This is a genomic window from Halopenitus sp. POP-27 (genome assembly GCF_029889855.1).
GTDB lineage: Archaea > Halobacteriota > Halobacteria > Halobacteriales > Haloferacaceae > Halopenitus > Halopenitus malekzadehii.
In genome coordinates this window covers 76390-95993 of the sequence record NZ_JARANU010000001.1, presented here as the reverse complement: position 1 = coordinate 95993, position 19604 = coordinate 76390, and the positions used below count along the sequence as shown (strand labels likewise).

The 19604-nt window shown below is 67.9% G+C and carries 16 protein-coding genes and 1 tRNA gene; 8 read left to right on the top strand and 9 right to left on the bottom strand.

The window, feature by feature from the left end; genetic code table 11:
- Nucleotides 1-322 precede the first annotated feature (322 nt).
- Nucleotides 323-841 (top strand): helix-turn-helix domain-containing protein, encoded by a 519-nt coding sequence (locus tag OQF70_RS00530; RefSeq protein WP_280535491.1) that lies wholly within the window; start codon nt 323-325, stop codon nt 839-841.
- A 67-nt stretch (nt 842-908) separates the two neighbouring features.
- Here OQF70_RS00530 and OQF70_RS00525 read toward each other — a convergent pair.
- The 4 genes from OQF70_RS00525 to ilvA all read right to left on the bottom strand — a co-directional run bounded on the left by OQF70_RS00525 (nt 909) and on the right by ilvA (nt 2970).
- Nucleotides 909-990: transfer RNA gene (locus OQF70_RS00525), tRNA-Ser, on the bottom strand.
- 27 nt (nt 991-1017) lie between these two features.
- Nucleotides 1018-1260 (bottom strand): hypothetical protein, encoded by a 243-nt coding sequence (locus OQF70_RS00520; protein WP_280535282.1) that lies wholly within the window; start codon nt 1258-1260, stop codon nt 1018-1020.
- The gene (locus OQF70_RS00515) at nt 1261-1641 is read right to left on the bottom strand and encodes a Rid family detoxifying hydrolase (protein ID WP_280535281.1); all 381 of its coding nucleotides are present in this window, start codon (nt 1639-1641) and stop codon (nt 1261-1263) included.
- A 117-nt stretch (nt 1642-1758) separates the two neighbouring features.
- Nucleotides 1759-2970, bottom strand: coding sequence for a threonine ammonia-lyase (ilvA, locus tag OQF70_RS00510; protein ID WP_280535490.1), 1212 nt, complete (start codon nt 2968-2970; stop codon nt 1759-1761).
- A 420-nt stretch (nt 2971-3390) separates the two neighbouring features.
- On the opposite strand from ilvA, the gene OQF70_RS00505 reads away from it, so the two are divergent.
- Entirely contained in the window at nt 3391-4941 is a 1551-nt protein-coding gene (locus OQF70_RS00505; RefSeq protein ID WP_280535280.1) for a stage II sporulation protein M, read from the top strand.
- Here OQF70_RS00505 and OQF70_RS00500 read toward each other — a convergent pair.
- From OQF70_RS00500 to OQF70_RS00490, 3 genes are all read right to left on the bottom strand, one after another.
- Nucleotides 4884-6326, bottom strand: a complete 1443-nt coding sequence (locus tag OQF70_RS00500; RefSeq protein ID WP_280535279.1) for an FAD-linked oxidase C-terminal domain-containing protein — start codon at nt 6324-6326, stop codon at nt 4884-4886. The genes OQF70_RS00505 and OQF70_RS00500 overlap by 58 nt on opposite strands.
- Nucleotides 6327-6413: 87 nt before the next feature.
- Nucleotides 6414-7562: a citrate synthase gene (citZ, locus tag OQF70_RS00495; protein ID WP_280535278.1), complete on the bottom strand. Its 1149-nt coding sequence runs from the start codon at nt 7560-7562 to the stop codon at nt 6414-6416.
- A gap of 183 nt (nt 7563-7745) precedes the next feature.
- Entirely contained in the window at nt 7746-9644 is a 1899-nt protein-coding gene (locus OQF70_RS00490) for a PINc/VapC family ATPase (protein ID WP_280535277.1), read from the bottom strand.
- Between the two features lie 203 nt (nt 9645-9847).
- Between OQF70_RS00490 and OQF70_RS00485 the strand changes: the two genes are divergently transcribed.
- From OQF70_RS00485 to OQF70_RS00470, 4 genes are all read left to right on the top strand, one after another.
- Nucleotides 9848-11539 (top strand): histidine kinase N-terminal 7TM domain-containing protein, encoded by a 1692-nt coding sequence (locus OQF70_RS00485; RefSeq protein WP_280535276.1) that lies wholly within the window; start codon nt 9848-9850, stop codon nt 11537-11539.
- Between the two features lie 111 nt (nt 11540-11650).
- Nucleotides 11651-12592, top strand: a complete 942-nt coding sequence (locus tag OQF70_RS00480) for a UbiA family prenyltransferase (protein ID WP_280535275.1) — start codon at nt 11651-11653, stop codon at nt 12590-12592.
- 107 nt (nt 12593-12699) lie between these two features.
- Nucleotides 12700-13860, top strand: a complete 1161-nt coding sequence (locus tag OQF70_RS00475; protein ID WP_280535274.1) for a M20/M25/M40 family metallo-hydrolase — start codon at nt 12700-12702, stop codon at nt 13858-13860.
- 103 nt (nt 13861-13963) lie between these two features.
- Nucleotides 13964-15574, top strand: a complete 1611-nt coding sequence (locus OQF70_RS00470) for a carboxypeptidase M32 (RefSeq protein WP_280535273.1) — start codon at nt 13964-13966, stop codon at nt 15572-15574.
- Nucleotides 15575-15602: 28 nt separating this feature from the next.
- Here the strand turns inward: OQF70_RS00470 and OQF70_RS00465 are convergent, their stop codons facing one another.
- The gene (locus OQF70_RS00465) at nt 15603-16145 is read right to left on the bottom strand and encodes a CDP-2,3-bis-(O-geranylgeranyl)-sn-glycerol synthase (protein ID WP_280535272.1); all 543 of its coding nucleotides are present in this window, start codon (nt 16143-16145) and stop codon (nt 15603-15605) included.
- Nucleotides 16146-16349: 204 nt separating this feature from the next.
- On the opposite strand from OQF70_RS00465, the gene OQF70_RS00460 reads away from it, so the two are divergent.
- Both OQF70_RS00460 and OQF70_RS00455 read left to right on the top strand, forming a co-directional pair.
- Nucleotides 16350-17189 (top strand): proline dehydrogenase family protein, encoded by an 840-nt coding sequence (locus tag OQF70_RS00460; RefSeq protein WP_280535271.1) that lies wholly within the window; start codon nt 16350-16352, stop codon nt 17187-17189.
- A 106-nt stretch (nt 17190-17295) separates the two neighbouring features.
- The gene (locus OQF70_RS00455; protein ID WP_280535270.1) at nt 17296-18006 is read left to right on the top strand and encodes a DUF502 domain-containing protein; all 711 of its coding nucleotides are present in this window, start codon (nt 17296-17298) and stop codon (nt 18004-18006) included.
- Between the two features lies 1 nt (nt 18007).
- Here OQF70_RS00455 and OQF70_RS00450 read toward each other — a convergent pair whose 3' ends face one another.
- Complete coding sequence (locus OQF70_RS00450; protein WP_280535269.1) at nt 18008-19543, bottom strand: P-loop NTPase; 1536 nt, start codon at nt 19541-19543, stop codon at nt 18008-18010.
- Nucleotides 19544-19604 lie beyond the last annotated feature (61 nt).

Here is a 19604-nt window from a genome sequence, read left to right as displayed (position 1 = left end):
CGTCGCCGCTTGCCGTGTCGCGCACCGTTGCCACTTGCTGTCGTCGCCGCTCGTTGCCGTCGGCGTCATTCACGATCCCGTTTCCGACGCGGCGTCGGACGGTGGAATTATTTACCACCCACAACATACATTGTGGTATGAATTACCACTCAGTATTTCACATCCGGGATCGCCGGGGGGCGACGGTGGTCGATCGATGAGCGACGCCGACGAAACGGCCGACGGAACGACCGGCTCGGAAGACGAACCCTCCGAAGCCGACGCCGCCGAGGATCCGACCGAAAGTTTCTCACCCGCCGGGCAACGCCACTCCCTACGTGAGATGACCGACACCGAACCCGAGTGGGACTTCAAGGAGCGCGACGTACTGATCCTCCGGGAGCTGGCTCGGGATCCGCAGCTGTCGGCCCGGGAGCTGACAGACGTCCTCGAGGCGGAACACGGGATCGACGTCTCCCACGTCACCGTGAGCAAGTCGATCCGGAATATGCGCGACGCGAACGTCTTCCGGGAGGCCATCCTGCCGAACGAGGCGTACTTCAGCTTCTCGCTGTTCGAGTTCCAGTTCAACCCCGAACACTTCGAGGAGGGCTGGCGCGACGCGATGGAGCACATCCGGGAGGACAAGAGCACGCTGTTCTACTTCCTCTGTGACGGCGCCTACCAGTGGCGCGCCGTGATGATGTTCCCGGACGGCGAGGCCGAGTCGAAGTGGATCCACGAGTTCTACAAGGAACACGGCAAAGTGATCAACAACCTCCGGAACCACGCGTTGACCAACGTCCTCAAGTTCGGCACCGATCCGGAGCTGTTCGAGAACATCACCGACGGTCAGCAGTGATCGGCGGTCGGTGTGCACTCGCCCGCCGGCAGTGCTCACCGTTCGGTGTCACGTCGTCGCGGAGAAACGCCGGGAGAGGGATTTGAACCCTCGATCCCGTGAGGGAACACGCTTTCCAGGCGTGCGCCTTGCCACTCGGCCATCCCGGCTCGATTCGTCCTACTGCCGTCCGACTGTTAAACCCTTCTGTTCGCACGCAGGCGGTGCTCCACCGCGTAGGCGATCGCCGCGACGACGGCCGTGATCACGACCGCGATCACCGCCGCTCCACCCAGGCCGATCGGGAGGGTTTCGGCCCGAACCAGTCGATAGCCCTGAAACGCCGCGAGGAACGCGACCCCGCCGACGAGCCCCCACAGGATCGCCGACTTCACGCGGGCTGCAGTCGCAGTCGATTCCCCTGGGTCTGCGGACACCATCTACTCGCTGACGGCGATCGCCTCGATCTCGACGCCCACACCCTTCGGGAGCGCGCCCGCCTGCACCGCCGATCGGGCCGGCGGTTCCTCGTCGAAGTAGCTCGCATACACCTCGTTCATCGCCTCGAAGTCGTCGATGTCGGCCAGGAAGACGGTCACTTTGAGCACGTCGCTCGAGTCCGCGCCAGCCGCCGACAACACCGCCGTGAGGTTCTCGAGGGCCCGTTCGGTCTGTGTCGCGATGTCGGCGTCCGCGAGCAGCTCGCCGTCCGGCGTCATCGGGATCTGTCCGGCCGTGAACACGAGATCGCCGTTGCTCGTCGCCTGGCTGTACGCGCCGACCGCCGCCGGCGCCTCGTCGGTGTGTACGATATCCGTCATACTCGCCGATCGAGCGCTCGCGTATTTAAACACCCCGTCACGCAAGCACGAACCCCGTCACGCACCGATCTACCGCCTCACGCAAGCACGCACCCCATCACGCACCGATCCACCGCCTCACGCGAGCACGTCGACTTCGTAGCCGTCCGCCTCAAGGCTGGCGACGATCTCCGCCGCATGCTCGGCGTCGTGGGTCTCCATTTCGACCTCGAGTTCCGCGGCGTTGACCGCGACGTCACGCGAGGTCCGGTCGTGATGGACCGCATAGACGTTCGCGCCGTGTTCGGAGACGATGCTCGCCACGCGTTCCAACTCCCCGGGACGGTCCTTCAGCGCCATCTTCACCTTCAGATACCGGCCCATCTCGATGAGTCCGCGCATCACCACGGTCGTCAGCCGGTTCATGTCGATGTTGCCGCCACACAGCGCGGCCACGATCGTCTCCCCGTCCTCGTACTCGAACGCCTCCGCGAGGATCGCCGCAAGCGGCACGGCTCCCGCCCCTTCCACGAGAACCTTCGATCGCTCCAACAGCAGCGTGAGCGCGTGGGCGATCTCCGTGTCCGAGACCGTCACCACCTCGTCGACGCGTTCCTGGATGACCTCGAACGGCGTTTCGCCGACCGACCGCGTCGCGATCCCGTCGGCGATCGTGTCGACGCGGTCGATGCTCTCCACGTGCCCGGACGCGAGCGACTGGGCGGCCGATGCGGCCCCCTCGGCCTGGACGCCGATGACGCGGACGTCGTCGAGTTCCCCCGCGATCGCCGTCGCGATCCCCGCGATGAGCCCGCCGCCCCCGATCGGCACGACCACGGTGTCGAGCTCGGGGCAGTCCTCGGCGATCTCCAGGCCGATCGTTCCCTGGCCGGCCATCACCGCCTCGTCGTCGAAGGCGTGGACGTACGTCCGGTCCTCCGCGGCCTCGATCTCGTGGGCCCGTGCCTGCGCCTCCTCGTAATCGATCCCGTGGAGGACCACCTCTCCGCCGTACCCGCGCGTGGCCTTCACCTTCGAGACCGGTGCGTACTCGGGCATCACGATCGTCGAATCGACGTCGGCCCGCGTGGCCGCGAGCGCGACGCCCTGGGCGTGGTTGCCCGCGCTCGCGGTCACCACGCCGGCCTCCCGCTCCGTCGGCGAGAGGGTGGCGATCCGGTTTGCCGCGCCGCGGATCTTGAACGCGCCGGTTCGCTGAAACGTCTCCAGTTTGAGGTGGACGTCCGCCCCGGTCAGCTCGGAGAAGGTTCGGGACCGTTCGAGCGGGGTCCGCCGTGCGACCTCCTCGACGTGCGTGCGGGCGGCCTGGACGTCGGCAAGCGACAGCATCGTTTCCATCTGGCGTCCGCGACCGCTAATGGTTTCGGGTCCGATCGCCGGAACCGACACGGCCAGCGCACGCGGCGCCGTATGGAGCGCCGGATCGCCGTCGCGAACGCCGTCACTGCCGGGGTACGCTCGCGAACGCTATCGCTCCCGGGACAAGGGGTGGGGAAAGGGGGAATGCACGCGTGTGACGTGCATCTGTAGGGTACATCCCCGGTCATAAAAAGGTCCGGCTGGCGGAGTGAAAGTGAAACAGCCCGAGAGGGCCGCCCCTTTCCCGTTTCGACCGATCTCCCCAGTCTCGGCGTACCGCTCCATTCTCCTTTCGGCGGGACACTCCCCCTTCCCGGCCGTGCGCTCCGACCGACGTCGGCGGTGCGACCAGCGTTTCGTTTTAAGTTCTTCCTCGCCGTGTCCCCCGATATGGACCTGTCATCCGCCCTCACGAACGCCGTCGCGGTCTATCGGCGGCGCCCCGCGGACCTCCTGCCCTTCTACGTGCTCGGAGCCGCGATCCCGGTGATCACCCGTGCGCTCGTCGCCGCCGTGCTCGCCGTCGCCTACGTGTACCTCGAGGTGACCGGTCGGATCGCCCGGGTTCGGACGGCCCTCTCGGAGACGGATCTCGGATCGATGCCCGACCCGGAGGCCGACCCGGCGGCGTTCCAACAGTGGACGGACTCCCTCGGCGACGTGCTGTTGCCGCTTGCTGATCCCGTCGTCCTTGCGGCCCTCGTTGCGGCGGGGGTGGCCACCGTCGTCCTCACCGTTCTCCTCTCGGCGGGCGTCTCGGCCGGCCAATACGCCGTCTCTCTCGCCCGCCTCCGTGACGAGCGTGGTACCCTCGCGGGGATCGGCGGCGTTCGTTCGTACTGGCCGTCGATCCTCGGGCTCTCCCTGTTGGAGGTCGGGATCTGGCTTGCTGCCACCTTCGGCGCCGCGATCGCCATCACGGCCGCGTCGATCGTCAACCCGATCCTCGGCGTTCTCGCGGCGCTTGCGGCGCTGCTGGGCTGGACGGTCATCGTCATCTGTACTCGGGCCGTCTTCGCGTTCGCGCCGGTCGCGGTCGTCGTCGACGACGTCGGGGCCCTCGGCGGGGTCGATGCGGGGCTTGCATACGTTCGGTCGAACCCCGGCGATGCGCTCGGGTATTACGCGGTGACGATCGCCACCCTGGTCGCGGTCACGTCGGCGGGGAGCGTGCTCGCGTTTTTCGAGGCGCCCAGCTCGCTCGGCCTCGCGACCCTGCTCGTGGTCGCACCGGGACTCGACCTCGTGAAGACCGGTCTCTTCGGCCGATGGCGCGGCACGATCGCGCCACCTGCCCCGCCGACCCGATCACTCCGCGCGTCGATCAGTGCCGGCATCGGCGGCAGCTGGCGGGCGCTGACGGGGTTCGTCCGATCGACTCCCCTCACCCACGGCCTCGTCGTCGCGATCGCCGGCGCGAGCTTCGCGCTCGGCTGGATCGCTGCCGGTCCGTTCGAGGAGATGGTCACGGCCTCGATCGCAGCGCGTCTCGAGGGGCATCTCCCGCCGGCCGCGGCGCTCGAGTTCTTCGCGAACAACTGGACGGTCGCGCTCGGGACCGCCTTCGCCGGCGTCGTCCTCGCGGTGCCGACCGTCGTCGCGATCTGGTTCAACGGCTTCGTCTTCGGGATCGTCTTCCGGCTCGAGGCGGATCTGCTCGAACTCGTCGGCTTCGTGGTTCCGCACGGACTCCTCGAGATCCCCGCGCTGGTCATCGCCGGAGCGGTCGGCCTCCATCTCGGCCGATCGGGGTGGCGAACCTGGCGTGGGACCGCTCCCCGGATCGCCCTCGCGGACGACCTGGAACGCGCGTTTCGCGTGCTCGTCGGCGTTGGGATCCTCCTGCTGGTCGCGGCGCTGATCGAGGGGTTCGTGAGTCCGTACTACTTCGAGTTCGTCCGGCCGGTCGTGGAGCCGGTCGTCGCGGACGCGCTCGCCTGACCGTCGGCGTCCGGAAGCACCTTCCCCGGGTTCAAGATCCCGTTCGGATCGAACGTCTCCTTGACCGCACGCATCGCGTCCACGCCCGCCGTCCCGTGTTCCCGCTCGAGGAACTTCCGCTTGCCGCGCCCGATCCCGTGTTCGCCGGTTGCGGTCCCGCCCAGCTCGATCGCCCGATCGACGATCGCGGCGTGGGCGGCCCGCGCCTGCTCGACCTCCTCGGGATCGTCGGGGTCCGCAAAGACCCCGTAATGGAGGTTTCCGTCGCCAGCGTGGCCGAAACAGGGGATGAAGCGGTCGTACTCCTCGGCCACCGATCGAACCGCCGCGATCATCTCGGGGTAGCGTCCGATCGGGACCGTCACGTCGCCGGAGCCCTCCATCTCCCGATCCGGGTTGAACTCCTCGCTCGCGTAGGCGATCTCCTCGCGCGCCCGCCAGAGCTCGGCCATCTCCTCGCCGCCGGCGATCTCGAACGCCGCGACGTCGTGGGCCTCGAAGATCGTCCGGCAGAACGCGATCTCCTCGTCGATCCCGTGGTTGGCGTGGAACTCGAGGAACGTCATCGGTCGCTCCGGCAGCTCGACGTCGGCGTAGGCGTTGACCATCCGCGCGGTCCGTTCGTCGATCAGCTCGAGCTTGGCGACGTCAACCCCGGAGGTGATCACGTCCGAGATCGCCTCGGTCGCGTCGGCGAGGGTCTCGAAGACCGCGCGGCCACCCTTCACCTGTTCGGGCCGCCCGGCGAGTTCGAGCGTCGCCCGCGTGACGACGCCGAGCGTTCCCTCGCTGCCGACGAACAGGTCGCAGAGGTTGTACCCGCTCGAGGTCTTCGCCGCCTTGCTGCCGACCGTCACCACCGTGCCGTCCGCGCGTACGACCTCGAGCTCGAGCACCCAGTCGGCCACCTCCCCGTACTTCACCGTCTGCTGTCCGGAGGCGTCGGTGGCGATCATCCCGCCGATCGTCGAGATCGACCCCGAGGAGGGCAGCGGCGGGAAGAACAGCCCGTCACCGGCGACCGCCTCGTTGACGGCCTCGCCGATGACGCCCGGCTCGACGTCGATCTGCAGATCGGCGGGGCGAACCTCGAGGACCGCGTCCATCCGCGTCATATCGAGGCTGATCCCGCCGTGGACGGGTGTGGCGTTCGCCTCCAGGCCGGTCCCGGCCGCGTACGGCGTCACCGGAACGCCGCGGTCGTTGGCCGCCGACAGCACCGCCGAGACGTCCGCGGTCGACTCCGGAAACACCACGGCGTCCGGCTCGACCGCCTGTACCTCCCGCGTCCCGAAATCGCTCGCGTGCGTCCGCTTGTCGGACGGACCGCGCGACACCTCCCCCTCGATGTCGAGATCGTCGAGGAACGAGCAGTCGTGTTGCATACACCAACTGGGGACGGTGGTGGATTAAACCTCACCGCTGCGGGATCGGCGTTCACCCTGCGATCGGTGTTCCTGCGCGATCGGCGTTCACCGCTCGTCGATCGGGACGAAATCGGCGTCCGTCCGGCCGGTATACCGGGCTCGCGGGCGGATCAGTCGGTTGTCGCTCTGGTACTCCAGGATGTGGGCGATCCAGCCGCCGGCCCGCGCCATCGCGAAGATGGGGGTGTACATGTCCGTGGGGATCCCGAGATGGTCGTAGACGGAGCCAGAATAGAAGTCGACGTTCGGCGCGATGCCCTTCTCGACGAGCCCCTCGTCGGCGAGGTGTCCCTCGATCGCGGTCGTGTAGTCGAGCCACGTCGTGTCCCCGCTCGCGTCGGAGAGGTCACGGAGGCGGGACTCGAGGATGTTCGCGCGGGGGTCCTTCACCTGGTAGACGCGGTGCCCGTAGCCCGGAATGCGACGTCCGTCGGCGCGGGCCTTTTTGGCCCACTCGACAGGATCGGCGCCCGCCTCGTCGATCTCCTCGAGCATCTCCATCACGTCCTCGTTGGCGCCGCCGTGGAGCGGCCCCGAGAGGGCGCCGATCCCGCCGATGACCGAGGAGTAGACGTCAGCCATCGTGGAGGCGATGACCATCGACGCGAACGTCGACGCGTTGAGCCCGTGGTCGGCGTGTAGCGTCATCGCCATGTCGAACGTCTCCTCGGCGACGTCGTCCGGCCGGGTACCGGTCAACATGTACAGGAAGTTCCCGGCGTACCCGAGGTCGTCGTCCGGCTCGACCGGCTCCTCGCCGCGGCGGGCACGGTCGAACGCGGCGAGGATCGTCGGGATCTTCGCGGTGATGCGGCGACCCTGCCGGCGACCCACCGCGGCGTCGTCGGTGTCGGCGTCGGATTCGGGGTCGTAGGTCGGCAGCAGCGAGACCGCCGTTCGGAGCGCGTCCATCGGGTCGGCGTCGGCGTCGGCCATATCCGCGACCGCGGTGAGAACGTCGTCATCGACGTGCTGGTCCGCCGTGAGCTTCTCCGTGAACGTCTCGAGCTCCGTACGCGTCGGCAGATCGTCGTGCCACAGCAGGTATAGCACCTCCTCGAAGTCCGCACGCGTCGCCAGGTCCTCGATGTGGTAGCCGCGGTACAGGAGCGTCCCGTCGCTCCCGTCGATGTAGCTCAGATCCGACTCGGCGACGAGAACGCCCTCCAAACCGCGCTCCAGCTCGTTTGACATATGCGGACCCTTCCCGCCACCTCGAAAAAAGCGTTGCCGTTTCGGAGGCGTTCGTGACGTCGATCGTCGAACGCCAGCACGACGATCTCGGGCCGATCGGCGACGACGGCGCCGGTCAAACGACCCGATCCTCGACGCGACCATCCGGCTGAACGGTTCGATCAACCGGTGAAGACGCTCGGATCACCCACGCGCGGGGACGACCGATATCGTTCGTTTCCGGTCGATCGCGTCCTCGAGTTCCTCGGCGATCGCCGAACCCCGAGACACCTGGATCTCCCCGCCCCGGCCGACGGTCGCGGTGAAGAGGTATTCATCCTCTGCGCGTACCTCGACCGTCTCGCCGACGTCCTCCTCGACGGGGATCTCGACGTGTCGTGAGGTGATCTCCGGCTGGACGACCGCGCCGCGATCGCCGCCCATCGGGCCGGAGCCTCCCGCACCGGCGCTACTGGCGCTGCCGGCCGCACCCGACCCGCCCGCACCGTCGCCCGGTCGCTCGTCGTGGGTGCGGACGTCGATGTCGATGCCCAACCGGTTCTCGATGTCGGAGATCCGGCCCCCGCCCTTGCCGATCACGTAGGAGATGTCGTCCTCCTCGACGTAGACGATGGCGGTGTCACGGCCCTGCAACTCCACGTCGACGTGTCCCCGGGCGACCGACCGGATCTCGCGTTCGATCTCCTGTTTGGCGATGCGCGAGACGCCGCTCTCGCCCCCGCCATCGCCATCGGCGCCGATCGGCACCGTGACGACCTGCCGATTGAACGTGTAGATCTCGTAGTCGGCGCGGCCGGTTTCGAAGTCTCGAACACGGATGACCGGTCGCGCGAGGTCCTCCGCGGTGAGTCCCTCGGGGACCTTCACCTCGGTGTCGACGTCGTAGACCGTGTGCACGCGACCGGCCTCGATGTAGACGACGGTGTCGACGATCTGCGGGATCATTCCGAGTTCGACGCGCCCGACCAATCGCTGGAGCGCGTCGATCGCCCGGGACGCGTGGACGACGCCGACCATTCCGACGCCGGCCATCCGCATGTCCGAGAAGACCTCGAAGTCGGCGGTCTTCCGAACCTCGTCGTAGATCGTGTAATCGGGCCGGACGAGCAGCAGGGAGTCGGCGGTGTTCGCCATGTCGCCGCCGAGCGCGCCGTACTGGGTGATCTCCGGGCCGACCTGGAGGTCCCGTGGCTTCTCCATCGTCTTGACCGCGTAGTCGTTGTCGTTGAGGAACTCCGCGACCGCCTGTGCGAACGTCGACTTGCCGGCACCCGGCGAGCCGGAGATGAGCACCCCGCGTTTCGACTCGAGGAACCGCTCCCGGAGCTCGTCGGCGAACTCGTAGTCGTCGAGGTCGGTCTTGGCGATCGGCCGGACCGCGGTGATCTCGATCCCGTCCGCGAAGGGTGGGCGGGCGACGGCGATCCGGTAGTTCCGGTACTGGACGATGTCCATCCCCTCCTCGGAGAGCTCGACGAAGCCGTCGTTCGACCCCCGGGCCAGGTTGACGATCGCGGTCGCCCACTCGCCCATCCGGTCCTCGCTCGTCGGTTCCTCCTCGATGATCTCGTAGCGCATCTCGCCGAGGGTCCCGCGTTTGGCCTTCGGCTTGGTCCCGGTCTTCAGGTGGACCGACATCGTCTCCTCGGTGAAGTAGTCGGCTATCGGCAGCTCCTCGACGACGCCGCGGGTAACCGGCTCGACGTACTCGATGGCGATTCCCTTTGCCCGCGCCACCTCCGCCTGCACGACGTCGCTCGTCAGCAGGGCCGCGTCGTGGTCCTCGGCGACGTCCCGGATGATCGCGTCGACGTCGCCCTCGCTGGCGGCCCTCGTCTCGGTGGCGCTCGGGCGTCGACCGACGTACGACAGCGAGATCGTCCCCTCGTCGGCGAACTCGGCGAGCTGCTGGAGCTCCGAGAGACCGTCCCAGCCGGGGTCGTGGCCGTCGTTCGCCTGCGACTCGAGCTCGCCGACCACGGCCTCCGGGACGAGGACCGTCGCTTCCTCGTAGGTGCCGTCCGCGACGCGTTCGGACACGCGGCCATCGATGACCGCACTGGTGTCCGGTACAACCTTCATACCGGTCCTGCGGGCGGGATCGGTATAAGGGTGTTCGACCGACCGGCTGTAAGGGTGCGCGACCGACCGGCTGGTCGGGCGACGACGCCCACCCGAACCGATCGCGGAGACGTTGAACGTCGTTCAACGATCGGGCGTCCTCGTGGAACGGCCACGAGGTCCACAATCTTGATTACCGGCTGGGGTCACCACCATTTAGAGCCGTGATCCCACTGACGGTCCTCAAGGCCGCGTTGATCTGTACGGTCGCGATCGGGATGGCGGGCGGACTGATCGCCTGGCGCGAGCGACCGACCCCGGGATCGGTCCCGCTGGCCGTCCTCCTGGCCGGCCAGTGCTGGTGGTCGGTCACGCTGTTGTTCCGGATCGACGCGGTCGGGATCGCCGCGAAAGGCTTCTGGGTCGACGTCTCCTGGGTCGGGATCGCGGTCATCCCCGTCGCCTGGTTGTTCTTCTCGCTCGAGTATTCGGGGTATCACGAGTACGTCCAGCCGCGATACGTCGCGGTGGCCTCGATCGTGCCCCTGTGTATCGCGGTCATCGGGGCGACGAACACTGCCCACGAGCTGATGTACGTCCGGTCCACGCTGGTGGAGATCAACGGCGCGACGATGCTCGATCGGACGCCCGGTCCGTGGTTCTGGATCGCCGCGGGCTACACCTATCTCCTCGGGCTGCTCGGGACGCTCCCGCTTCTCGAGTTGATCACGAGCGACGTTCTCGCGTTCCGCGCCCAGAGCCTCGCACTCATCGTCGGGATCGTCGTGCCGTGGCTGACGAACGTGCTGTACCTCCTCGGGACCCTGCCGACCTACGGCGTCGATCCCACGCCGATCGGCTTCGCCGTCTCCGGCGTCGCCTACCTCGGCGCACTCACCCGGTTTCGCCTGTTCGGGACGAACCCTGCGCCGATCAGATACGCACGGCGATTGGCCTTCGACCGGATGGAGGAGGGCGCGATCGTTCTCGATTCGAACGGATACGTCGTCGAGTTGAACGAGCGCGCCGCGACGTTCCTCCGGACCGATCCCGACGACATCCTGGGGCGAGCGTTCGCCGATGCGCTCCCACAGGTTGCCGGGATCGTCGACTGTGTCGGCCCGAACGACCGTATGGTGCTCGAGGCGGACGACGGCACCCGTGCCTACGACGTCTCGGCGTGTTCGATCGTCGACTACACCGGGCGCACGATCGGCCGGTCGATCACCCTTCATGACGTCAGTGCCCACCTGCGTCGTCAACGGCGGCTCACCGTGCTCAACAGGGTGTTCAGACACAACGTTCGAACGACCACGCAGCTCATTCTCGGGTGCGCATCGGAGATCGACGATGACGCCGGGCGGATCGCCGACCGGATCGAGGACCACGCGATGGCGATCGAGGACCTCAGCGAGAAGGTCCGTCGGGCGATCGATCTCTTCGACCGCGATCGGGCCGACCGGCGCCCGCTCCCGTTGGACTCGATCCTGCGCGACGCGATCGACTCGGCGCGGGACGCCCGACCGGCCGTCTCGGTCGACTACGATGGCGTCCCCGACGACGTCTACGTCGACGAGCTGTTGACCGTCGTCTTCGAGGACCTGATCGAGAACGCCGCCGAACACAACACGACCGCCGATCCGGCGCCGCACATCCAGGTCGACGTTCGGATCGGGGAGCCGGAGTCGGGCGTCGTCCGTGTCATCGTCGCCGATAACGGCCCCGGCATCGACGACGAGGAACTCGCCGTCCTCGAGGAGGAAGCCGAGACGCCGTTGCGTCACGGGAGCGGGCTCGGCCTCTCGCTCATCACGTGGGGCATCGACATCGTCGGCGGCCGGATCGAGTTCGCCGACGCCGACCCGACGGGAACGATCGCCACCGTCGAGGTTCCGATCCGATCGCGGCCCCCTTGACGGGTCACACGGTCTCTCCATCGCCGGGGTCGGCGTCGCCCGTCAAACCGGTCCGGAACCCGAGAGGTATCCCCCGTCGTTAATATCAACTGGTCGATATTTGCGGTCGGTATGGCATCCGAACCATCCACCCAGTCACGGCCGACTGGATCGACCGCGCTTTGGAACCGTTCGACCATCTCTCGGGCCCGCACCGTGCTCGAGCGCCTTCGAAACGCCCTGTTGTATAGCTCGACGTACCTCGCGTTGGTCGCAGCCGCCGAGGTCGCGCTCGTGATGATCGTCCTCTCGCTTCCGGTGAACCTCTCGCCGCTCGTCGTCGGTCTCGTCACCTTTGCGGTGTACGTCAACGACCGGCTCGCCGACCTCGAGACCGATGAGGCGGTCGCGCCGAACCGGACCGCCTTCGTTCGCCGTCACCAGCGCGTCCTGTACGTCGCCGGCGCGATCGCCTACGGCGTCGCCGTCGCGCTCGCCGTCTCCGGCGGTCCCCTCGCGTTCGGGCTGACGCTGCTGCCCGGCGCGTTCTGGGTGCTCTACGCGCTCGATTACTTCGCCGCACTCGGCAGCCGGATCCGGCGGCTCAAGGAGGTCCTGATCGTCAACTCCGCCGTCGTCGCCCTCGCTTGGTCCGTCACGATCGTCGGGATGCCGGTGGCGTTCACGAACGCCCCGATCACCCCGACCGCCGGCGTCCTGTTCGGCTACCTGTTCCTCGCGACGTTCGTGAACACCGAGATCCCGAACGTTCCCGACGTGGAAAGCGATGCGGCCGCCGGGGTTTCGACGCTCCCGGTCGTCGTCGGCGTGCGCCGAACCCGGCAGTCGCTGTACGGCGTCGTGCTGCTCACGCTGGGGCTGATCGCGTACGCGGTCCTGCGGGGGCTGCTCGTGCCCGCGGCGGCGCTGGCGCTCCTCGCCGGTCTCGTCTGTCTGGTCACCACGATCGCCTTCCTCGGCCGGAGCGACGCCGAGCGACGGCTCGCGATCTCGGCGGAGCTCTCCCGGGTTCCGGCTCTCGGCGTGCTCGTCCTCGTCACCGTCGGGCTCTAGTCGGCAGCGTCCGACGATCGACTCCGCCTTCGCTGTCCCTCCGCCTTTGCTGCCCCTCCGCCTTCGCTGCCCGTCCATTTTTACGCTCCGTCGCCCGACCGTGGGGTATGACCGACTCCGCCGACGAACTGGTCGATCTCACGCGGCGACTGGTCTCGATCCCGAGCCACGAGGACGAGACCGCGGCCGGCGACGCGGTCGAATCGTGGCTCCGGTCGGAGACGGACGCGGCCGTCGACCGCGATCCCGACGGGAACGTGATCGCCCGACGCAATCCCGGCGCGTCGACCAGCCTCGCGCTCGTGGGGCACCACGACGTCGTCCCGCCCGCGGATCGCCAGCTCCTCGATGACGACGGGTACGTCGTCGAGGAGCGTGAGGGACGGCTGTACGGCCGAGGGACCGCCGACATGAAGGGCGCGCTCGCCGCCTGTCTGCTCGCGTTTCGCGACGCGACCGTTCCCGACGATCGCGAGCTCGTTTTCGCCTCCTTCGTCGGCGAGGAGGACGGCGGCGTCGGCGCCAGGGCGGCGATCGACCGCGGGTTCGGGCCCGACTTCGCCGTGGTCGCGGAGGGGTCGACCGGCTACTCGGCGGCGCCGGATCAGCCCACCCACGTCGTCACGGACGTCGCGGTGGCCCACAAGGGTCGGCGCGGATCGACGCTGGTCGCCACCGGCGAATCGGCACACGCCTCCGAGACCGAGGCCGGCGAGAACGCGGTCTACCGGGCGTGTGATGCGGTCGATATCGTCAGGGATCTCCCTGCACCCGAAACGACGGTGTTCGACGAGCAGCTCGCCGGCTCGATCGCGGTCACCGGGATCGATGGCGGAACGGCGATGAACGTGATCCCCGACCGGTGTACGGTCACCGTCGACGAGCGAACCGTGCCGGCCGAGCGCGCGCCCCTGGAGCGTGTCGAGACGATCGACGGGGTCGAGTGGACCGTCGATGGCGACCTGCCCCCGATGGCGTGTTCGCACGCGGGCTTCGCCGATGCCGTGCTCGCCGCAGCCAGCGCGGCCCATCGAGCTGACGCCGGCGTCGCGGACTGGTCGGATCCCGGGTCCCCGGACCACGTCGTGAAACCCCACGCGACGGATGCCGGCTGGCTCGCCGACGCCGGGACCGCCTGCGTCGTCTGTGGCCCCTCCGAACCCGGCGAGGCACACACCGAAACCGAGAGCGTCTCGATCGACGTCCTTCGGCGGTGTCGGCGGATCTATCACGGGATCGCGGAACGGGACGTTCCCGACTCCGGGTAGTTCGCTCGTCGAGACCGCAGCCATCGTCTCGATCGCCGATCCTGCGGCCGGTTCGTCACTGGAGGCGCGACGTTCTTCCGTGATGACGTCGTATCGACTCCCGATGAGCGACTCCGCCGATACGACCGACGCGTCGGGATCCGACGAATCCGCAGACACCGCGGACACCGCGGACGCCACGGACGCCGCAAACGCTGTGGACGCTCCCGACGCCTACGAGGCCCTTCTGGATCGCGCCCGTCGTTGGAACACCGTCTCGAGCGCTTCGGGCGTGCTCTCGTGGGACCAACAGGTGATGATGCCCGAGGGCGGGACGCCCGCGCGGTCGAAGCAGCTCTCGGTGCTCTCCTCGCTGCAGCACGACCTGCTCACCGCACCGGAGACCGGCGAGCACCTCACAGATCTGGACGACGCCGACCTATCCGGCGATCAGTCGGCGGCCGTCCGGGAGATCCGTCGCGAGTACGAGCGTGCGGACGCGGTCCCGCGGGACCTCGTCGAGCGGATCTCGGAGGCGTCGACGGAGGCGCTCGGCGCCTGGGAGCGTGCCAGAGCCGAGAACGACTTCGAGGCGTTCGCGCCCCATCTCGAACGCAACGTCGAGCTCAAGCGCGAGTACGCTGCCCACATCGATCCGGACCGGGATCCCTACGCCGTCCTCTTCGAGGAGTACGAGCCGTGCCTCCCGCTCGAACGCGCCGAGACGATCCTCGCGGAGCTACGCGAGACGCTCGTGCCGCTGCTGGAGGCGATCCGCGAGTCGGACGCCGACCTCGCGGTCGACACTTTCGAGGGCTCGTTCGACACGGGGACCCAGGAGGAGCTGGCGCGGGCGGCGCTCGACCGGCTGGGACACGACTTCGACCGCGGTCGACTCGACGTCTCCTCACACCCGTTCACCTCGGGGAACCAGTTCGACTGTCGGATCACGACCCGGTTCGACGAGGCTGACCCCCTCTCGGCACTCGGGTCGACGATCCACGAGTTCGGCCACGCACGGTACACCCTCGGGCTCCCGGACGACGAGTTTGGGACGCCGCTCGGCGAGCCGCGTGACCTCTCCGTCCACGAGTCCCAGTCGCGGCTCTGGGAGAACCACGTCGGCCGGAGCCGGGCGTTCTGGGACCACTTCCTGGCGACGTTCCAGGAGCACTTCCCGTGCACCGCGGACGCGTCCATCCGGGACGCCTACGAGGCGGTCAACCAGGTCCATCCGGACAACCCCATCCGCGTCGAGGCCGACGAACTCACCTACCACCTGCACATCCTGGTTCGGTTCGAGATCGAACGCGACCTGATCCGCGGCGACCTCGGCGTCGCCGACGTCCCCGAGACGTGGAACGACCTGTACGAGCAGTATCTCGGCATCCGCCCCGAGACCGATGCCGAGGGATGCTTGCAGGACATCCACTGGAGCCACGGCAACTTCGGCTACTTCCCGACCTACTCGCTCGGGTCGGTGATGGCTGCCCAGCTGTACGCCGCCGCCGAGGCCGACGTCGCGGCGATGGACGGTCCGTCACTCGACGACCGGATCGCGGCCGGCGAGTTCGACGCCATCCACGACTGGCTGGCCGAGAACGTCCACCGTCACGGGTCGCGCTACGAGACGAACGAACTCGTGAAGCGGGCGACCGGTCAGGACTTCTCGGCGGATGCCTTCACCGACTACGTCGAGTCGAAGTACGGCGCGCTGTACGACGTGTCACCCTGATCGAGATCGGGTGCGGATTCGTCCCCACTCACCACGGTTCGTTCTTCACGCCGAGCGCGAACCCGATCACGTTGGTCACGACGTGCAGGATCGGGGTGACGACGATGACGACCGCGATCGCCGGGAGTGTGAACCACTCGTCGAACCACGCCGGCGCGAGGAGCCACGCGAACGCCAGCGCACCGACGACGAAGTCCAGCTGGTCGAGTCCGGGGAACGCCGCGCCTCGTTCGCGGCCCGACCGTCGCTTGAGGAACGAGGCCCCGATGTCCCCGGCCATCGCACCGAGCGCGAGACCGACGGCCGCGCGGAGCGGGAACGTCGGCAGGTCGACCCCGAGCGCGGTCGCGGCGGGGTCAACGATCGCGTTCAGCACCAGCGCGAGCAGAACGCCGACTGCCGTCCCGACTGCGGTTCCGCGCCACGTCTTGCCGTCGCCGAGCACGCGCGCGCCGTTCCACATCCGGCCGCCGTCGATCGGGCGGCCGCCGCCGGCCAGCACCGCGGCGTTGTTGGGAACGTACGCCGGCAACATCGCCCAGAGCGCGCTCGCGACGAGTGATCCGACCATACCCGCCCGGTGAACCGGTGTGGTGTTAGCTTCTGTGGTGTTCGCCGGCCGCGGATCGTCGGCCACGGATCGTCGGCCGCGGATCGCCGGTCGACCGGCTTGCTGACCGGGTCGACTCGACGGATGCGTATCGACCGTCGTTCGACTCGCCAGATAGCTCGGATCGACGACACGCTGATTACCGTCCCGCCGGAACGGTCGCGTATGCTCCCGCCGATCGCGAACCGGTTCGTCGCCGGCGAGACCGCGGCTGCCGCCTTCGACCATACCCGATCGATGAACGACGACGGGATCGGGGTCCTGTTGAACCTGCTCGGGGAGCACTACGGAGACCCCGCGGACGTCGACACCGATATGCGGGCCTATCGCCAGCTCGTCAGGGACGTCTCGCGGGCCGACCTCGACGCGTGCGTCTCGGTCAAGCCGTCCCAGATCGGCCTCGACGTCTCCGAGGAGCTGTTCGCACGGAACTACCGCTCGCTCGTCGCCCACGCCGCCGATCACGACGTCTTCGTCTGGTGTGATATGGAGGATTCCGACACGACCGACGTCACTCTCGACACCTTCGTCGACGTCGCACGGGATCACCCCTGGACCGTGGGCCAGTGTCTCCAGTCGAACCTCAAGCGCACGCGTGCGGACCTCGAGCGTGTCGTCGACGTCCCGGGCGCGATCCGGATCGTCAAGGGCGCCTACGACGAACCGGCGTCGATCGCCTACACCGAGCAATCACGGGTGAACGAGGCCTACCGCGACGACATCGCGTTCCTCTTCGAACATCGGGATCGCGGGGTCGCCGTCGGTAGCCACGACCCCGAGATGGTGTCACTGGCCCGCCGGCTGGGCGAGGAGCACGGCACCGACTACGAGATCCAGATGTTGATGGGCGTCCGTACGGACGCCCAGCACGACCTCGCCGCGCAGGGCATCGACGTCCGCCAGTACGTCCCCTACGGCGGGAAGTGGCTCTCGTACTTCTACCGGCGTGTCCGCGAGCGGAAGGGGAACGCGCTGTTCGCGCTTCGGGCGATCCTCGGCCGCTAACCGACCGCTGACGCCGGCATCGCCGGGGTGAATCGCCACGAGCCGATCGAACCGCCACCCGTTCAGAGGGCTGATAAGGCCTGCCGACACATATCGGTACAACTGAATGTCCACGTGGAAACGCGACTTCGGGAGCGGGCTCATCGTGCTGGTGCCGCTCATCGTCCTGCTGCTCGTCATCGGGTGGATCTATCGGCACATCGCGTCGATCCCCCTCATCAGCACGCTCGAACCCGAGTGGCTCCTCGAGCCGATCCTCCCGCTGTACCGTGTGGTCATCGCTCTGGTCGTCTTCACGACCCTCGTGCTCGCCGTCGGCTACTTCATGCGGACGACCCTCGGGCGGATCGTGGAGACCCGGATCGACGAGTCGATCAACCATATTCCCGCCCTTCGGGTGGTTTATAACGCGTCAAAGCTGGCGGTCGAGACCGCGCTTTCGGGGACCGAGGACCTTCAGAATCCCGTCCACCTCGAAACGTGGAAGGGGATCCGGATGACCGCGTTTAAGACGGGCAAGAAGACCCGCGACGGGAAGCTCGTACTCTTTATGCCGACCGCGCCGAACATCACCTCCGGATACGTCATCGAGGTCGAACCTGAGCGCGTCACCGACACCGGCGAGTCGGTCGAAGAGGCGATGACGCGGATCCTCTCGGCCGGCTTCGCCGAATCCGCCCATCAGGTCTCCGTCGACGGCGACCTGATCGACGGGATGGGCGAGGGATCGGCCGATGCCAAGGCCGCGGGCAACGCGGATATGACCGATGCGGAGGCGGCTGATGCCGACCGGACCGACCCCGACACGGCGCCGTGAGTCACCGACCGAAGAGCCGGCCGAAGAACCCACGGTCGTCGCCCTCGTCGTCGCCCGTGCCCTCGTCCACGTCGCCACTCTCTCCCTCGTCGTCACCCGTGCCCTCGTCACTGCGGTCGCCCCAATCACGATCGTCATTCTCGCTCCGGCTCCGACCGTCGTCATCGGCCCCGTCCTCGCTCCGGGATCGGTCGTCGTTCACCGTCGATCCGTCCACGTCCGCCTCTCCACCAGTGTGAGCAGCGACCCGGTTCGTGTCGCTTGCACCGTCCTCGGCGGCCGTGTTTGCCCCCCATTCCGGCTCACGCCCGTCGTCATCACGGAACGGGACGCTTCCGACGTCGGTGTCGGTGTCCGTATCGACGTCGGCCGTTGCGTCGACGGTCGATTCCCGTCCTCCCTCGTCGTCGGCGTCGTCCGCGGTATCCACTTTGTCCGCGGTATCCGATTCATCCGTCTCGCTCGCTTCGTCCGCGGTATCCGCTTCGTCCGCGGTATCCGCTTCGTCCGCCCCATCCGTTCCAGGTGCGTCATCGACGGCGTCTCCCTCGGCATCGCGGATCGTCGGTGGATCCTGTTGACCGATGATCTCCCCGTCCGCATCCACGTCCCGGGTGCCTCCCTCCCGATCCCTGTCCGTGAGATCGCCAGTCGTCATCTCGACGTCGGGGGTGGACCCATCCGCGGGTTCCGGCGTCGAGCCGTCGGCATCGATCCCCGGATCAGGATCACTTGCCTCTCCGCTTGTGGTGGACTCGGACGTGTCTCCGACCGCGGCGGACTCGACCATCTCCTCGACTGCGGTGGGTTCAGTCGGTTCCGGATCCGGAATCGACACTCCCGTGAGCTGTTCGGTTAGCGTCCGATACGCTCGCGTTGCGGGCGCCGTCGGTGCGAACGTGACGAGCGGCTCGCTTGCTGTGACCGCTGCCGCGACGGCGTCGTCCTCCGGGATCCGTTCGTGGATCGGCACGTCGAGGTGGGAAACGATCAGGTCATCGTGCCCGTGGGGGTCGTCGGGATCGACGCGCGTGATAACTGCGCCGTCGACCCGCCCGCCGAGCCGATCGGTCAGTTCGCCTGTTTTCGCCGTATCCCGCAGCGCTTCCCGTTCGGGGGTCGACACGAGCAGCGTTCGATCGGCGATGTCCAGCGGCAGCGCCGAGTCGTGTGAGAGCCCCGCGCCGGCATCCAGGATCACGTAGTCGGCCTCATCGAACGCGTCGACGACGTCGCCGAGACGGGCGGGATCAGCCTCGGCGTACGCGTCCAGGTCGGTTTCCCCCGGAAGGACTCGAAGGCCGCGCGGGCCGTCCTGAACTGCCGCCTCGGGATCCGCACGGCCGGCAAGCACGTCGTGGATCGTCTCGCCCTCGACCGTGATCCCGAGCGCGCCGGCGAGGTTCGCCATCCCGAGGTCGGCGTCGATCGCCACGACTGCCTCCGATCCGTCCGCAAGGAGCGTCGCGATCGACGCCGCCGTCGTCGTCTTTCCGACGCCGCCCTTCGCCGAGGCGATCGTATACACCGTTGCCATACCTCGTTGGACCGGCAGTGAGTACTTAAAGGTACGCGAGGACGTGGCCGACGACACCACG